This is a genomic window from Streptosporangium sp. NPDC050284, from assembly GCF_044459525.1.
Classification (GTDB): Bacteria; Actinomycetota; Actinomycetes; order Streptosporangiales; family Streptosporangiaceae; genus Streptosporangium.
On sequence record NZ_JBITIZ010000004.1, the window covers coordinates 343,153 to 358,927 of the forward strand.

Consider the following 15,775-nt stretch of genomic DNA (forward strand, 5'->3'; position numbering starts at 1 on the left):
TCTCGTCCGCCGCGGCGTTTCGGCCGTACCGCGAAGCGCGGTGGGGGCGGTACGCCGTCGTCCCAGCCTTCACACGCGTCTGGGGGGGAAGTGAGACCGACATGGATCCGATGGTGCTTTCAGGTGGTTTCACGGCGTGGTCTCCCCTGTTACCGATGTGCTACAAGCCGCTAACCGCGTTCACATACGCGATGAGGCCGATGTGAGTTGTCCGTCGGCAGGGTCGGTGTCGGATGTGAGCGAAACCGGTTACCTGTCACGCCGGCGATCACACGCGCGCCGCCGCCAGGCTCGGCACCGATCCCGCGGTACGCAGGTAGCAGGCCCAGGTGATGACCGCGCACACCATGTAGAAGGCGGCGAAGGATGCGAGTGCGGCACCCGCTCCCCCGGTGGCGGCGATGGAGCTGCCGAAGCCACGGTTGATGAAGAACCCGCCGAAGGCGCCGATCGCGGAGATGATCCCGATCGCGGCGGAGGCGTCCCGCTTCCCGACGGCCACGGCGGCCTCGTGGGCCTCGGTACCCGCCGCGAGACCCGCCACGGCCTTCGCCCGGAAGATCGCCGGGATCATCCGGTAGGTGGAGCCGTTGCCGATGCCGGTGGTGGCGACCAGGAGCATGTAGGCGCAGAAGAACAGTGCGAAGGCGTGCTGGGACAGGCCCTGCCAGACCAGCGCCGCCGCGCCCGCCATCGCGGCGAAGTTGAAGAACGTCACCCGCGCCCCGCCGAGCCGGTCCGACAGCCAGCCTCCGATCGGGCGGACCAGCGAGCCGAGCAGCGGGCCGATGAAGGCCAGCGCGACCAGGGATGCCTGCTCGGGGAACTGGCTCTTGATGAGCAGCGGGAACGCGGTGGAGTAGCCGATGAAGGAACCGAAGGTGCCGATGTACAGGACCGACATGATCCAGGTCTGGGCCCGGCCGGCGACCTTCAACTGGTCCGCGGGACTGGCCTTGGCGGAGGTCAGGTTGTCCATGAAGAAGTAGGCGCCGATCGCGGCGGCCAGGATGAACGGGATCCAGAACAGTCCCGCGGCGGCCAGGCCGAACGCCCCGATCACCAGGGGCATGACGAGCTGCACGGAGCTGACCCCGATGTTGCCGCCCGCCGCGTTGAGCCCGAGCGCCGAGCCCTGCCTGTCCTGGGGATAGAAGTAGGTGATGTTGGCCATGCTGGAGGCGAAGTTGCCGCCGCCCAGGCCCGCCGTGGCCGCGATGACCAGGAATACCCAGTAGGGGGTGGCGGGGTTGCCGACCGCGACGGCGAGCAGCACCGCGGGCACGAGCAGGAGCAGGGCGCTGACGACGGTGAAGTTCCTGCCGCCGAACCTGGCCGGGGCGAAGGTGTACGGGATGCGCAGCGCGGAACCGATCAGGTTGGGCAGGGCGACGATCCAGAAGAGCTGGTCGGTGGAGAAGTCGTAGGAGCCGAGTTGCACGGCCACGATGCTCCACACGGTCCACAGCGTGAACCCGAGGTGCTCGGCGAAGATGGAGAAGACCAGGTTCCTGCGGGCCACCTTCCTGCCCTGTCCTTGCCAGAAGTCGGGGTCGTCGGGCCGCCAGTCGCTGATCCAGGGCTTGGCCATCGTTCGTTCCTCCTGCGATTTCGGGGGCTTCGATCCCGAAATCTAAGAGGACGGCATTACGCACATTTACTATCTGTGATGGTGCGCCGGTTACGTGTAACTAACCATGGAAATACGCAATGCACAGGTCGCACCCTCGCAACATTCCGGAAACACAAAGGGGTGACGCAGTAACGATTGAGTCAGGGCGGCAACGGGAACCGTCTTCGACGTCAGTCCGTCCGCTTCGGGGAGTGCGCGTGGCCGTCCAGCCGATCCGACTGTTCGACGATCCCGTGCTCCGCACGGTGTCCGAGCCGGTGACCACCTTCGACCGCGAGCTGCGCGTCCTGGTCAAGTCGCTCCAGGCCACGATGCGGGCCGGCACGGGCCGAGCGGGGCTGGCCGCCCCACAGATCGGCGTCCCCTTGCGGGTCGTCGTCTACGAACTGGACGGCAAGTCCGGCCATCTGGTGAATCCGCGCCTTGAGCTGTCCGATCGGAAGATCGTGGCCGATGAGGCCTGCCTGTCCGCGCCGGATCGCTGGTGGCCACTGGAACGCTCCTACATGGTCACCGCCCGTGGCCGCGACATGTTCGGCAAACCCGTCACCGTCCGCGCCCTGGGCATGCTCGCCCGCGTCCTGCAGCACGAGGCCGACCACCTCGACGGCACCCTCTTCGTCGACCACCTCCCCGAGGAGGATCGCGAGCGCTTCCTCGACTCCATTTCGTGACTTGCGCATCACTGCAGCCTCGGATAGGATTGCATGGTTGCAGTCGTAGCTCTCAGTTTAGCCTTATCATCTCAAGTGCTTATGAGAAGTCCGCCGACAGCGGACGTTACACAGTTTCTCCGGATGGTTTCCGCGGGTGCATGGTAGGGTCCGCAACGCAGCCCCGTGCCGCCGACCTGGTGGTTCGGTGAGGCTCCCAATGAGGAGAAGTAGTTTTGTCTGAGGGCACCGTTAAGTGGTTCAACGCCGAAAAGGGCTTCGGATTCATCGCACCGGATGACGGCACCGCCGATGTCTTCGTGCACTACTCGGCTATCAACTCCGGCGGCTACCGCAGCCTGGAGGAGAACCAGCGTGTCAGCTTCGTCACCACGCAGGGCCAGAAGGGCCCGCAGGCCGACCAGGTTCAGGTCATCTGATCTGGTTTGACCTCAAAGGCTTCAGACTGAGCCCGCACCGCTCGCGCGGTGCGGGCTCAGTCGTCTCTCGGGCGCGGACGACCGTCGGCCCCTAGAGTTCGACCCCGAGCAGCGCGTCCACGGTCTTCCTGACGAGGATCGGCGCGTCCGGGTCGTTGCCCCCCTCCGACAGGGCCCGCTCGGCCCAGTCGTCGACGGCCGCGAGGGCTCCGGGAGCGTCCAGATCGTCGGCGATCCGGGCGCGTACCCTTTCGAGCACGACCCCGGCGTCGGGGCCGGTCTGCAGTCCCGCGGCCGAGCGCCAGCGCGCCAGCCGCACCTCCGCCGAGGCCAGCTGCTCCGAGGTCCACTCCCAGTCGGCACGGTAGTGCTGGGCCAGCAGGGCCAGCCGGATGGCCATCGGGTCGGTCTCCTGGCGCAGGCGGGAGACGAAGATCAGGTTGCCCTTCGACTTGGACATCTTCTCGCCGTCCAGGGCGACCATGCCCGCGTGCACGTACGCCCTCGCGAACGGCCACTCCCCGCAGGCCACATGGCCCTCGTGGGCGCCACACTCGTGATGGGGGAAGATCAGGTCGGAACCGCCACCCGCGACGTCGAAACCACTGGACAGGTTCGCCAGGGCGATCGCGGTGCACTCGATGTGCCAGCCGGGCCTGCCCAGGCCGAAGGGAGAGGGCCAGGACGGCTCCCCCGGGCGCTCCGCGCGCCAGAGAAGCCAGTCGAGCGGATGCTTCTTGCCTGGCCGGTCCGGATCTCCCCCGCGCTCGCCGAACAGGGCGAGCATGCGCTCCTCCGAGTAGCCGGAGACGGCGCCGAACTTGGGGGCCGCGGCCACGTCGAAGTAGACGTCGCCGTGGAGCTCGTAGGTCGCGCCCTTGTCACGCAACGACACGATCAGGTCGGCGACCTGATCGATCACCTCGGTCACGGCGACATAGTCGCGCGGCGGCAGGACGCGCAGCGCCTCCATGTCGGTCCGGAACAGCTCGATCTCGCGTTCGGCCAGGTCACGCCAGTCGATGCCGGTCCGCCCCGCACGTTCGAGCAGGGGGTCGTCGACGTCTGTGGCGTTCTGGGTGTAGTGCACCTCATGACCGGCGTCGCGCCAGGCACGATTGACCAGGTCGAAGGCGAGGTAGGTGTTGGCGTGGCCCAGATGGGTGGCGTCGTAGGGCGTGATGCCGCAGACGTACATCCGTGCCGTGGGACCCGGCTTTGTGGGGCAGACCTCTCGCGCGGCGGTGTCGAACAGCCGCAGCGGGACACCGGCACCGGGAAGCCGAGGAACCTTCGGCTCAGACCACGATCTCATGATAATGAAGCCTATCCAGCAGATAGACCACCCCGGTTGGCGCGGGGTGGTGGGTATACGGGGCACTCACCTCAACTCCGGAAGCCGACCGGATCATTCCGTGAGGATCTCGCGGAAGGCGCCGGGATCGCGAGGGTCGGCGGTGAAGTCGTAGCGCACGCCGCCGGGTGCCAGGGCCAGCAGGGTGACGGACCCCGAGCCGAAGATCCGTCCGTCGGGCAGCTCGTGATGGACGATCATCGTGCGAGGATCCTCGGAGGAGATCCCCGCCCCCGTGGCGAGTTCCCTCCACTCATCCCATGGACCGTCGAGCTTCGAGGGGCGGCCCGCTCCTGCGAACAGGGGGCGGAAGAACGCCACGCGCTCGTTCTCCTCACCGCGCTCCCACCCGCCGTTGACGATCATGTGGGTTCCCGGGGGAAGGTCGTCCCTCTTCAGGGTGATCCCGTCCCAGTGCCACAGTCGAGCCCCGCCGGGATCGGCCCGTAGCAGGTGGAAGGGGTCGTAGTGACCGAGTTCACCCTCCGTCGGCCGGCCTCCGTCGGCCGCCAGGAGAGCCAGGTCGCCCCGTGAGCGGCGGGACTCCTCCGGAGCGAGCACGCCGAGCCCGTTGAGGAGGGCACCGACCCTCCGGGCCCCGGGGTCGACGGCCAGCCAGGTGCCGCCTCCCAGGAGATCGCACCCGCCGATCAGGCCGGGCCGGCTCTGTGGCCAGTGCCGGGCCGGGGGAACCCAGGGGCGGGCGGTGAACTCGTCGCGCACCCCGACCACGATCAGGGGGATCTCGGCGCTCGGATCGATACTGACGACAACCGTGCACATGCCCGGAGGGTACGCCCTCGCGGGAGGCGGGCTCGGACCGGGGTCACGCTGCCCACGGGAAGACCGCGGTAAGGCCGCGCCAAGGCAAGGGCGCGGGCGTCGCCGCGCGCGGGCGGCGAGGCGCCTCAGATCGGCGGCCAGGGGATGGCGGGCCAATCCTTGGAGGGCAGGGGGTGCAGGCCGGTGTCGAGGAGCCTGCGGACCCTCGCCCAGGTGGCCTCGACCTCGTGGAGGGTGAGGAGCTCACGGAGGCGGCGGCCGAGGCGGCCCTGCTCCAGGTCGGCCTCAAGGCGGGTCAGGGCGTTCATCGCCTCGCGGGACAGGGGCTTGCCGCGCCACTGCCAGAGCACGGTGCGGAGCTTGTCCTCCGCGGAGAAGGAGACCCCGTGATCGACGCCGTAGACATGGCCGTCGGCGAGCGGCAGCAGATGGCCTCCCTTGCGGTCGGCGTTGTTGACGACCGCGTCGAAGACGGCCATCCGCCGCAGGGAGGGCTGGCGGCTGCGGATCAGCACCATCAGGTCGATCTCGGGGTCGGTGTCGATCCACAGCTGGCACATTCCCGGGCCGAAGGGGCCGTCGCGGTAGACGGTGGGCGGCACGATCCGCCAGCCGATCGCCGCGGAGACCTCGTAGGCGGCGACCTCGCGGGCGGCCAGGGTGCCGTCGGGGAAGTCCCAGAGGGGGCGTTCGCCCCGTACCGGCTTGTACACGCACGCCGCCGCGAGCCCGCCGAGCCTGACCGAACAGTAGAGCGTCATGTTGGTCGCCTCGACCAGGCGGCCCGCCACATCCAGTTGGCCGTCACGGAGCAGACGCGTCGCGGTCTCGTCGTCCAGCCCCGCGGCCGGCGCCGCACTCAGCGTCGGCTCGCTCTCAGCACTCATTCGCCTCCTCCAGCAGATGAAGCGCTACTACCCCGGTAACCGTTGAGCCGCACACAAATATGCCCCTCGGCATCGAGAGGCTGGGCGCAGAGCGGGCAGGGCGGGCGACCGGCGGCGACGAGAGCCATGGCCCGCTTGGTGAAGGCCCTCGCGGCGCCGGGACTGATGTGCACGCGCAGCACCGTGGGCTCGACGATCGGGGACGGCTCGAACTCCTCATCCTCGGCGACGGCCTCCTTGGCCTCGATGACCACCTGTGCGGCCTCGGAGTCCCAGGCCAGAGCCATGACACCGACGCGGAAGTCCTCGCTGATCGGCACATCGAGGGGGGCGTTGTCCGTCAACGCGGCCGGGGCGACGGCGGGGACGGCGGCACCGCCCTCACCTCGCCGCAACACCTCGTCGAGCAACTCGTCGAGACGATCGGCCAGCGCCGCGACCTGGAACTTCTCCAGCGCCACGGTGGTCAGCCTGCCCTGGCCTCGCGCCTGCAGGAAGAAGGCTCGTGATCCCGGTTGCCCCACGGCACCGGCCACGAACCTCTCGGGTGGATCGTAGTCGAAGACCGGCATAGCCTGACCCTACGTGGTTCCGGATCCGCCGCCGACTGCGGCATCGCTCCCGGTGGGATTTTCTCCCCCCTCCTCACCGTCCGAACCCTCCGGAAGGCGTAATCCGGCCACATCTCCACCCAGGTCGTTGAGTCTGAGCACGAAGGGACGCAAGGGGGTGTAGCGAATGGCGGTGAGCGACGCCGGATCAGCGGTTATCCGCTGGAACTGGTCCAGATGGAGCCCCATGGCGTCGGCCACGATGGCCTTGATCACATCTCCGTGGCTGCAGACGAGATAGACCGCCTTCGGACCGAGGCGCTCGTTCCACTCCCTGACGGCCGCCACGGCGCGATGCTGGACGGCGGCCAGGGACTCTCCCCCGGGGAACGTCACCGCGCTCGGGTGGGCCTGCACGACCGGCCAGAGGGGATCCTTGGCGAGCTCGGCGATCGGGCGGCCCGTCCAGTCGCCGTAGCGGCACTCGCCGAAGCGCTCGTCGGTCAGCACCTCCGCCTCCCGCCGTCCCTCGGCTACCGCCTGGGCGGTCTCCTGGCAGCGTTCCAGCGGGCTGGAGACGATCGCGTCGAGTTCCAGGGAGGTGAGCCGCGCGGCGAGCGCCTCCGCCTGGGCCCGTCCCGCGTCGCTGAGGTGGACATCCGGGGTCCAGCCCGCGAGGACCGGGCCGGTGAGGTGGGTAAGGCCGTGTCTGGCCAGCAACAAGGTCGTCACGCGGGCAAGTCTTGCAGTCCTCGCTCCACTACTTTTAAGTGGCCGGGCGGTAATCTGGCCGGATCATGGAGCAGCGCTATGTGGGCCGGAGCGGCTTGTCGGTGTCCCGCCTGGGACTCGGGACGATGACGTGGGGACGTGACACCGGCGCCGAGGAGGCCGCGGCGCAGCTCCGCACGTTCGCCGAAGCCGGCGGCACGCTCATCGACACCGCCGACGTCTACACGGGCGGCGACGCCGAACGGCTGCTCGGGCGGCTGCTGCGCGACTCCGTGCCGCGTTCCGAGCTGGTGCTGTCCACCAAGGCCGTGCTCACCCCGGCCGGGCGCAGGCCGCGCGACGCCTCCAGGAAGCACCTGGTGGCCGCGATCGACGCCTCCCTGACCCGCCTGGGCGTGAACGAGGTCGACCTGTGGCAGCTGCACGCCTTCGATCCCGACGTCCCGCTGGAGGAGACTCTGGCAGCCGTGGACGCCATCGTGTCCTCGGGGCGGGCCGCGTACGCCGGGGTGTGCGACTACGCGGGATGGCAGCTGGCGACCGCGGCCGTGGGGCAGCGGGCGGTGCCCGGCAGGGTGCCGATCGTCGCCGCCCAGGTCGAGTACTCACTTCTGGCCAGGGAGGCCGAGCGCGAGCTGATCCCCGCCGCCGAGCACGTCGGCGCGGGGGTGCTCGCCTGGTCGCCTCTCGGGCGTGGAGTCCTCACCGGGAAGTACCGTACGGGCATCCCCGCCGACTCCCGGGCCGCGACCCCGCACTTCGCCGACTTCGTCACCCCCTACCTCGACGAGCGGTGCCGACGGGTGGTGGAGTCGGTGGCGACCGCCGCCGACGGGCTCGGCGTCTCACCGCTGTCGGTGGCCCTGTCGTGGGTACGCGACCAGCCGGGGGTGTCCTCGGCCATCGTCGGCGCCCGCACCCACGCGCAGCTGTCCGGGGTCCTCCAGGCCGAGGATCTGACGCTGCCCGTGGAGATCAGGGAGGCACTCGACGACGTGTCCGCGGACTGAGGGAAGGGCCGAGACGAGGGCGGCCCACCGCGAGAACCGAACGAGAATTCGTCTCGCGTATCACTAGTCGATACCGAATGGAAACTTTCCGCGGAAAAAGCAGGCCTCCCTACAAAACTGTCAGACAGATGGCGGGGGCATCCGGATGTCGGTGAGACGCCATGGCCGATGTCCGCCCCGGGGCGAAGGAGACGAGTGCGAACTGCGATGGCGGCAGGCGTTCTGGCGCTGGCACTGGGAGGTGGGGTCCCGGCGGTCGCGATCGTGCCCGTGAGCGCCGCGCGGGCGAGCGCCGTCCCGCGCGTGGACGACTGTGATCACGGAGGGCTGCTGGGCCCCGTGACCGGCGGAGTCTGCCGGGTCGTGGACGGCGTCACGAAAAAGGTCGAGGACGGTGTGGGCGACGTCGTCCGCGGTCTGGAAAAAGGTGTCGACGACCCCGGAAGCCGTGGTGAGGACGCCGCCTCCCCATCCTCCCGCGGAGACTCCGGCCGGAGCGACGCCGGGACGAACACCCCGGCACCGGCCGCCTCGGCGTCCAAGAGCCCACCGGACAGGCCGTCCACCGCGCAGGAGAAGAAGGAGCCCTCCGGTGACGCGCGGACGCCCCGGCCTCAGGGCACCGAAGCCTGCCGGTCCGCGGCGGCCTCCACCACCTGCGCGGAGACGTCGGCGACCACCTCTGTCGGGGAGCCCGACCAGGCCGCCTCGTCCAAGGTGTCACCGAGCCCTACCCCTTCGGCGCCCCCCTCCGCGACCCCTTCGGCGAGCCCTTCGCGGCACGAGGACGCCACACCCGCGCGCAAGAGCCCGGTTCCCGTACCGACCGACCGGGCGTTCCCCGAGACGGAGACGTTCTCCCCGGATGTCAGGAGGCCCGCGACCGACGTGGGTGAGCCGACGGCTCCCAGGCCGTCACCCGTGGTCGACGCCGAGGCGCCCCGGGTGGAGCTGCTGTGGCCCGCCCCGGTGATGGAGAAACTCCAGCGGCAGATGCCCGGCGAGCGGCCGGTGAAGCCCAGCCGGTCGTCCGACACCGCGAGCACCGTGCTCAGCACCGCGGTGCTCGTCTCGGCGATCCTCGCGGTCCGCCTGCTGTACAGCAGGCGGAGGATCAGGGAGTCGATACCGTTCGAGCCCGCCCCTCCGGGACGCCAGCGGGTGGCCTAGTTCTCGGCGTTCTCGGCGTTCTCGGCGCCCCGGCCCGCGCCGCTCACCTCGTCATTCCACGACGCGGCCGTACGCGGCCGGGCAGCGGCTCCCCGCCGTCCCGACGGGGGGCGTCGCCCCGGCCGGCTCGTCGCCCGCCGGGGCGGAAAGCACTCAGCCTCCGATGGCGTGGACGCCCCCGTCGACGTGGACGATCTCACCGGTCGTGGCGGGGAACCAGTCGGACAGCAGGGCGACACACGCCTTGGCCGCCGGGATCGGGTCGTTGATGTCCCAGCCGATCGGGGCCTTGGCGGGCCAGCTCTCCTCGAACTCGACGAAACCCGGGATGCTCTTGGCCGCCATGGTCCTGATCGGGCCCGCGGCGACGAGGTTGACCCGGATGCCCTGCTTGCCGAGGTCGCGGGCCAGGTAACGGGAGCAGGACTCCAGTCCGGCCTTGGCCACGCCCATCCAGTCGTACACCGGCCAGGCCTTCGTGGCGTCGAAGTCGAGACCGACGATCGCGCCGCCCTCCTTCATGAGCGGGAGCGCGGCCACCGCGAGCGACTTGAACGAGTACGTGGAGACCTGGACGGCGGTCGCCACGTCCTCCCAGGAGGTGTTCAGGAAGTTGCCGCCCAGGGCGGTCTGCGGCGCGAAGCCGATCGCGTGCACCACCCCGTCCAGGCCGCCGAGGTGCTCGCCGACCCGCTCCGCCAGGGAGTCGAGGTGCTCGGCGTTGGTGACGTCGAGCTCCAGCACCGGAGGCGGCTCCGGCAGGCGCTTCGCGATCCGCTCGACCAGGCTGAGCCGGCCGAACCCGGTGAGCACGATCTGCGCGCCCTCCTCCTGGGCCAGCTTGGCCACCGAGAAGGCGATGGAGGCGTCGGTGAGCACCCCGGTGACGAGAAGCCGCTTGCCTTCGAGAATTCCCACGTCAGTGCCCCATTCCAAGGCCGCCGTCAACGGGGATGACGGCCCCCGTGATGTAGGCGGCGTCCTCGCCGGCCAGGAACCTGACCACGCGCGCTATCTCCTCCGGGGCGGCGTAGCGGCCCAGGGGGATGTTCTTACGGATCTGCTCCTGGTACGCCTCGTCCAGCTCGGCCGTCATGTCGGTCTCCACGAAGCCGGGAGCGACCACGTTGACGGTGATGTTGCGCGAGCCCAGCTCCCTGGCGGCCGACCGGGCGAAGCCGATCATGCCGGCCTTGGAGGCGGCATAGTTGCTCTGCCCCGCCGAGCCCAGCATGGCGACCACCGAGGAGATCAGCACGATGCGCCCGCGCTTGAGCCGCAGCATGCCGCGGGTGGCGCGCTTGGCGACCCGGTAGGCGCCGGTCAGGTTGGCGTCGATGACGTCGGTGAAGGTCTCCTCCTTCATCATCGGCAGCAGCGTGTCCCTGGTGATGCCCGCGTTGGCGACGAGCACCTCGACCGGGCCGTACTCGGCCTCGACCTTCGCGAAGGCGGCGTCCACATCGGCCGTGCTGGTCACGTCGCAGCGCACGCCGAAGAGGCCCTCGGGAGGCTGTCCGGAGCGGTAGGTCACGGCGACGTCGTCGCCTGCCTGAGCGAGTTCGCGGGCGATCGCGAGGCCGATGCCGCGATTGCCGCCGGTTACGAGAACAGATCGAGCCATGGTCAGACGGTATCGGCTACCCGGGGGTAACCCTCTTGTCCGGGAAGGACAAGATCACAGGGTTAGGATCGTTGACATGCGCCAGATCGACTCCGACTTCCTCGCCCTGCCTCTGCGCCGGCTCGCGGACGCGGCCCTGCAGCGCGCCCGGGACCTGGGCGCCGAGCACGCCGACTTCCGGCTGGAGCGCGTCCGCGGGGAGACCCTGCGCCTCTCCGACGCGGCGCTGGAAGGCTCCATCGACGCCGACACCCTCGGCTACGCCGTACGGGTCGTCAAGGACGGCACCTGGGGCTTCGCCGGAGGCATCGAGCTCAGCCCCGAGGCGGCCGTCAGGGTCGCCGAGCAGGCGGTGGAGGTGGCGGTCGTCTCGGCGGCGGTCAACCGCGAGCCCGTCGAGCTGGCGCCGGAGGCGGTCCACTCCGACGTCACCTGGGTCTCCTCCTACGAGGTCGACCCGTTCGAGGTGCCGATGCGCGACAAGGCGGCGCTGCTCGCCGACTGGTCGGGCGCCCTGCTGCGAGATCCCGGGGTGGACCACGTCCAGGCGTCGCTGACGCAGGTCAAGGAGCAGAAGTTCTACGCCGACACGGCCGGGACCTCCACGACGCAGCAGCGGGTGCGCGTCCATCCCCAGCTGAGGGCGACGCGGGTGCTGGACGGCCGCTTCGACTCGATGCGGACGCTCGCCCCGCCCGTCGGCCGGGGGTACGAATACCTCACCGGCACCGGCTGGGACTTCCCCAAGGAGCTGGCGCGCATCCCCGAGTTGCTGGAGGAGAAGCTTCGGGCGCCCTCCGTCGAGGCGGGGCCCTACGACCTGGTGATCGACCCGTCGAACCTGTGGCTGACGATCCACGAGTCGGTCGGGCACGCCACCGAGCTCGACCGCGCCCTCGGCTACGAGGCGGCGTACGCGGGGACGAGTTTCGCCACCTTCGACCAGCTCGGCACGCTGGTGTACGGCTCTGAGCTGATGAACGTGACCGGTGACCGCACCGTCGAGCACGGCCTGTCCACGATCGGCTACGACGACGAGGGGGTGGCGACCAGGGAGTTCGACATCGTCTCCGGCGGCATCCTGGTCGGCTACCAGCTCGACCGGAGGATGGCGCTGCTGAAGGGGCTGGGCGCTTCCAACGGCTGCGCCTTCGCCGCCTCCCCCGGCCACACCCCGATCCAGCGGATGGCCAACGTGTCGTTGCGGCCGGCGCCCGACGGCCCCACCACCGAGGAGCTGATCTCCGGCGTCGACCGGGGCATCTACGTGGTGGGCGACAAGAGCTGGTCCATCGACATGCAGCGCTACAACTTCCAGTTCACGGGTGAGCGGTTCTATCTGATCGAGAACGGCAGGCTCGCCGGGCAGTTGCGCGACGTCGCCTACCAGGCGACGACGACCGACTTCTGGCGCTCGATGGCGGCGGTCGGCGGGCCGCAGACGTACGTGCTTGGCGGGGCGTTCAACTGCGGCAAGGGGCAGCCGGGCCAGGTCGCCCCGGTCAGCCACGGCTGCCCGTCCGCGCTCTTCCGCGGCGTGCGCGTCCTCAACACCGTCCAGGAGAGTGGCAGTTGAGCACGGGCGAGCGGGCGGAAGACGGTGTCGGCCGTGCGGTCCGGCAGGAGAGGAGCGGAATGACTCCCCAGGAGATGATCGAGAGGGTTCTTGAGCTCTCCACGGCCGACGACAACGTCGTGATCGTGGAGGAGGGGTCGAGTGCCAACCTGCGCTTCGCGGGCAACACCCTCACCACCAACGGTGTGTCCCGTTCCTCGCAGCTGACCGTGATCTCCATCGTGGGCCGCGGTGTGGGCGTGGTGTCGCGGGCGGCGGTCCGCCCCGACGGGCTCGACGAGGTCGTGGCCGCCGCCGACCACGCCGCGGAGGACGCGCGGCCGTCCGAGGACGCCCGGCCGTTGCTGGAGGGCACCCGCTCCGCCGACTGGGAGGCCCCCGCCGAGCCGACCTCGATCGGGGTGTTCGGCGCCTTCGCCCCCGCCCTGGGCGAGGCCTTCGCCACGGCCGAGGCGGGCGGGCGCAGGCTGTACGGATTCGCCGAGCACACCGTCACGACGACCTTCGTGGGCACCTCGACCGGCGCCCGGCTGCGGCACACCCAGCCCACCGGCCGCCTGGAGCTCAACGCCAAGTCCTCCGACATGCGACGCTCGGCGTGGACCGGTGTGTCCACCCGCGATTTCTCCGACGTCGACGTGGCGGCCCTGGACGCCTCACTGGCCCAGCGCCTGGAGTGGGCGAAGAATCGCGTCGAGTTGCCCGCGGGCCGGTACGAGACGCTGCTGCCTCCGACGGCCGTCGCCGACCTGATGACCTACCTGTACTGGACGGCCGGAGCGCGCGACGCGATGGAGGGACGTACGGTCTTCTCCAGGCCCGGTGGCGGCACCCGCGTCGGCGACGTCCTCTCCGCGTCGCCGATGTCGCCGATCCGCCTGTACAGCGACCCGTCGGCGCCGGGCGTCGAGTGCTCGCCGTTCGTGGTGGCGCACGCCTCCGGCCGGGAGAACTCGGTGTTCGACAACGGGCTGCCGCTCGCCGCCACCGACTGGATCTCCGGTGGCAGGCTGGCCAACCTGCTGCAGACCCGGCACTCGGCCGAGCTGACCGGTCTGCCGGTGACCCCGGTCGTCGACAACCTGATCATGCGGGGCCCCGAGGGCGGGCGGTCGCTGGAGGAGATGATCGCCTCCACCGAGCGCGGCCTGCTGCTCACCTGCCTGTGGTACATCCGCGAGGTCGACCCGCAGACGCTGCTGCTGACCGGCCTGACCCGCGACGGCGTCTACCTGGTGGAGAACGGCGAGGTCGTGGGCGAGGTGAACAACTTCCGCTTCAACGAGAGCCCGGTGGACCTGCTCCGGCGCCTCACCGAGATCGGCGCCTCCGAGCAGACCCTGCCGCGCGAGTGGAGCGACTACTTCAACCGCGCGATCATGCCTCCGATCCGGGTGCCCGACTTCAACATGTCGACGGTGAGTCAGGCCAGCTAGGTCCGGCTCCCCTTCCCCACACCGGACGGGCCGTTCAGCGCTGGACGAGCGGGATGGTGTGCACCGTCTCCCAGCGCCGGCCCGCCACCACGCGGGCGGTGGCGTCGGTGAGGTCGTAGACGACCGACCAGCGGGTGTGGGCCTGGGCCACCTTCCGGAGCAGGCCCATCGCGTCGCGCCAATCGCGGGCGGCGGGCAGTCCCTCGGCGAGCGCACGGTAGCGGGGGTCGGCCCGGCGCTGGGCGGTGGAGGTGCCGGTCATGCCGAAGTTGGTGAGCATGCGGTCGTCGATCACGTTGAGCCTGCCCCCGGCGTACTCCACGACGGCCGATCTGCCCGCCGCGTCGGCGATGAGGTAGTGGACCTGCGGCCCGATCGTGAAGTCGACGTCGTAACGGCGCATGATCGCCAGTGCCTCGTCCACGGTCGCCGCCTTGTCGAGCATGATCCTGATGACGCGCACGCTGCCGACGTCGGGGCGGCCGGGAGAAGGAGGAGGTAGCCCGCCCTCGGGCGACGTGGCCATACCGATGGCCAGGCCCTTCTCGTTCACCCCGTCGAAGGGGGCGAGCACCGCGTGGGCCATCCTGCGGCGGGCGGGCGCGGCGGACAGATCCGGCGGGGTGGAGCCTCCGATCAGATGGAACAGGTCGACGACGGAGACCGAGGCGTAGCCGTCGGGCGGGTCGGCGTGCACGATCAGCGCCGGGTTGGGGTCCCAGTCGAAGTTTCTGCCGAACAGCGGCCGGTCGCCGCCGAGGGCGAACAGGGAGCAGGCCCAGCCGTCGGCGCGTCCCGCCAACTCCTCCTCCCCGAGGGGGGCCTCGCGGTCGTACGAGCCGTGGAAGGTCATCTCGTACAGCGGTAGATCGTCGATCCTGCGGAGACTGCCTATCGTCCGCGCGACGTCGGTGGTGCTCTGGCGCAGCGGTGATTCCCCTTCCGCCTCGGCCCTCGGCCCGGCGTCGGTGGCGGCGGGGGTGCCCGGTGAGACGGCCCCGGTGGCGGCGGGCGCGCCGCCCGCCGGGGTGGCGCAGCCGGCCGGGAGGATCAGCCCGGTGGCCAGCGCGGCACGTACCGTTATTCCCGCCGCGCCGCGCGGTCTTCTCGTCCGTGCGGCCCGAGTCTCTTCCATTCAGGCAGTCTGCGTCACCGGGCGGCCGCCGTACAGGCTCAGTCGTCCTCCAGGCGGAATCCGATCTTCATGCCGACCTGGAAGTGGGCGATCTCTCCCTCCTCGATGTGCCCCCTGATCTCGGTCACCTCGAACCAGTCAAGGTGCCGCAGGGTCTGGGAGGCCCGGCGGACCCCATTGCGTACGGCGGCCTCGATGCTCTCCCCCGAAGTGCCGACTATCTCGGTCACCCGGTACGTTCGATCTGTCATCCTCTGCTTCTTCCCGGAAAGCCATGGTTACATGACCGTTCGCACCCAGCCGATATGAGGCCTAGATTGGGAATCGTGAAGGGATGGCGCAGGCGTCCGGTGGTTCATCAGGTGACGGACGCCCAACCCTCGTTGAGCGCCGACATCGGCAAGCGCGAGAAGAGTTACTTCATCAAGATGGGGATCCGGCTGATCTGCCTGGTCCTCGCCTTCACGGTGCCCGCTCCGATGCCCGTCCGGCTGCTGCTCTTCGCCGGGGCGATCTTTTTACCATACATTGCCGTGATCGGGGCCAACGGGCCGCCGCGCGGGGTCCCGCATGCCCCTGACGTGGAAGATTCCGGGCAAAACCAGATTCCACGCCACCGACGCGAGATCGGGTCGTGACTAAGTCTTGACGCACTCCAAGGGTAGTAGGTGTACGCTTTAGCCAAGTGCCCTGGTCCCCCGTCGGGGCACTGTTGCCGGCGTTCCGGGCCCCCGTCGGAACGCCGATGAAGCGACGCCGGGTGGTTTGCCCCCGTAACCACCCGGCGTCGC

Annotated in this window: 17 protein-coding genes; 7 read left to right on the forward strand and 10 right to left on the reverse strand. The window is 69.9% G+C overall.

Features of this window, described 5'->3' with window-relative positions; genetic code table 11:
• Nucleotides 1–268: 268 nt before the first annotated feature.
• Nucleotides 269–1,591, reverse strand: a complete 1,323-nt coding sequence (locus tag ACIBH4_RS12525; RefSeq protein WP_362514267.1) for an MFS transporter — start codon at nt 1,589–1,591, stop codon at nt 269–271.
• 239 nt (nt 1,592–1,830) lie between these two features.
• Between ACIBH4_RS12525 and def the strand changes: the two genes are divergently transcribed.
• Together def and ACIBH4_RS12535 are read left to right on the forward strand one after the other, a co-directional pair.
• A complete protein-coding gene (def, locus tag ACIBH4_RS12530; protein ID WP_362514264.1) occupies nt 1,831–2,307 on the forward strand; it encodes a peptide deformylase in 477 nt (158 codons plus the stop codon).
• A gap of 215 nt (nt 2,308–2,522) precedes the next feature.
• Nucleotides 2,523–2,726, forward strand: a complete 204-nt coding sequence (locus tag ACIBH4_RS12535; RefSeq protein WP_344903117.1) for a cold-shock protein — start codon at nt 2,523–2,525, stop codon at nt 2,724–2,726.
• 91 nt (nt 2,727–2,817) lie between these two features.
• Here ACIBH4_RS12535 and mshC read toward each other — a convergent pair whose 3' ends face one another.
• From mshC to ACIBH4_RS12560, 5 genes are all read right to left on the reverse strand, one after another.
• On the reverse strand, nt 2,818–4,047 hold the full coding sequence (gene mshC, locus ACIBH4_RS12540) for a cysteine--1-D-myo-inosityl 2-amino-2-deoxy-alpha-D-glucopyranoside ligase (protein WP_362514392.1): 1,230 nt from the start codon (nt 4,045–4,047) through the stop codon (nt 2,818–2,820).
• Nucleotides 4,048–4,134: 87 nt separating this feature from the next.
• Nucleotides 4,135–4,863 (reverse strand): NRDE family protein, encoded by a 729-nt coding sequence (locus tag ACIBH4_RS12545; protein ID WP_362514260.1) that lies wholly within the window; start codon nt 4,861–4,863, stop codon nt 4,135–4,137.
• A gap of 125 nt (nt 4,864–4,988) precedes the next feature.
• Nucleotides 4,989–5,750 (reverse strand): SCO1664 family protein, encoded by a 762-nt coding sequence (locus ACIBH4_RS12550; RefSeq protein ID WP_362514257.1) that lies wholly within the window; start codon nt 5,748–5,750, stop codon nt 4,989–4,991.
• Nucleotides 5,747–6,322, reverse strand: coding sequence for a DUF3090 domain-containing protein (locus tag ACIBH4_RS12555; RefSeq protein WP_362514254.1), 576 nt, complete (start codon nt 6,320–6,322; stop codon nt 5,747–5,749). The genes ACIBH4_RS12550 and ACIBH4_RS12555 overlap by 4 nt, the downstream gene beginning before the upstream one ends.
• A 9-nt stretch (nt 6,323–6,331) precedes the next feature.
• Nucleotides 6,332–7,033, reverse strand: a complete 702-nt coding sequence (locus tag ACIBH4_RS12560; protein ID WP_362514251.1) for a histidine phosphatase family protein — start codon at nt 7,031–7,033, stop codon at nt 6,332–6,334.
• 65 nt (nt 7,034–7,098) lie between these two features.
• Between ACIBH4_RS12560 and ACIBH4_RS12565 the strand changes: the two genes are divergently transcribed.
• Both ACIBH4_RS12565 and ACIBH4_RS12570 read left to right on the forward strand, forming a co-directional pair.
• Nucleotides 7,099–8,043, forward strand: coding sequence for an aldo/keto reductase (locus ACIBH4_RS12565; protein ID WP_362514248.1), 945 nt, complete (start codon nt 7,099–7,101; stop codon nt 8,041–8,043).
• A 195-nt stretch (nt 8,044–8,238) separates the two neighbouring features.
• The gene (locus ACIBH4_RS12570; protein WP_362514245.1) at nt 8,239–9,213 is read left to right on the forward strand and encodes a hypothetical protein; all 975 of its coding nucleotides are present in this window, start codon (nt 8,239–8,241) and stop codon (nt 9,211–9,213) included.
• Between the two features lie 153 nt (nt 9,214–9,366).
• Here ACIBH4_RS12570 and fabI read toward each other — a convergent pair whose 3' ends face one another.
• Entirely contained in the window at nt 9,367–10,131 is a 765-nt protein-coding gene (gene fabI, locus ACIBH4_RS12575) for an enoyl-ACP reductase FabI (protein WP_362514242.1), read from the reverse strand.
• A 1-nt stretch (nt 10,132) separates the two neighbouring features.
• Nucleotides 10,133–10,837: a beta-ketoacyl-ACP reductase gene (locus ACIBH4_RS12580; RefSeq protein ID WP_362514239.1), complete on the reverse strand. Its 705-nt coding sequence runs from the start codon at nt 10,835–10,837 to the stop codon at nt 10,133–10,135.
• A 76-nt stretch (nt 10,838–10,913) separates the two neighbouring features.
• On the opposite strand from ACIBH4_RS12580, the gene ACIBH4_RS12585 reads away from it, so the two are divergent.
• A complete protein-coding gene (locus ACIBH4_RS12585) occupies nt 10,914–12,413 on the forward strand; it encodes a TldD/PmbA family protein (RefSeq protein WP_362514236.1) in 1,500 nt (499 codons plus the stop codon).
• 59 nt (nt 12,414–12,472) lie between these two features.
• Nucleotides 12,473–13,849: a metallopeptidase TldD-related protein gene (locus tag ACIBH4_RS12590; protein ID WP_362514233.1), complete on the forward strand. Its 1,377-nt coding sequence runs from the start codon at nt 12,473–12,475 to the stop codon at nt 13,847–13,849.
• A 34-nt stretch (nt 13,850–13,883) separates the two neighbouring features.
• Here the strand turns inward: ACIBH4_RS12590 and ACIBH4_RS12595 are convergent, their stop codons facing one another.
• Together ACIBH4_RS12595 and ACIBH4_RS12600 are read right to left on the reverse strand one after the other, a co-directional pair.
• Nucleotides 13,884–14,984: a linear amide C-N hydrolase gene (locus ACIBH4_RS12595; protein WP_362765084.1), complete on the reverse strand. Its 1,101-nt coding sequence runs from the start codon at nt 14,982–14,984 to the stop codon at nt 13,884–13,886.
• Nucleotides 14,985–15,022: 38 nt separating this feature from the next.
• Nucleotides 15,023–15,235, reverse strand: a complete 213-nt coding sequence (locus tag ACIBH4_RS12600; protein ID WP_362514225.1) for a dodecin — start codon at nt 15,233–15,235, stop codon at nt 15,023–15,025.
• 75 nt (nt 15,236–15,310) lie between these two features.
• On the opposite strand from ACIBH4_RS12600, the gene ACIBH4_RS12605 reads away from it, so the two are divergent.
• The gene (locus ACIBH4_RS12605; RefSeq protein WP_362514220.1) at nt 15,311–15,622 is read left to right on the forward strand and encodes a DUF3099 domain-containing protein; all 312 of its coding nucleotides are present in this window, start codon (nt 15,311–15,313) and stop codon (nt 15,620–15,622) included.
• Nucleotides 15,623–15,775: the final 153 nt, after the last annotated feature.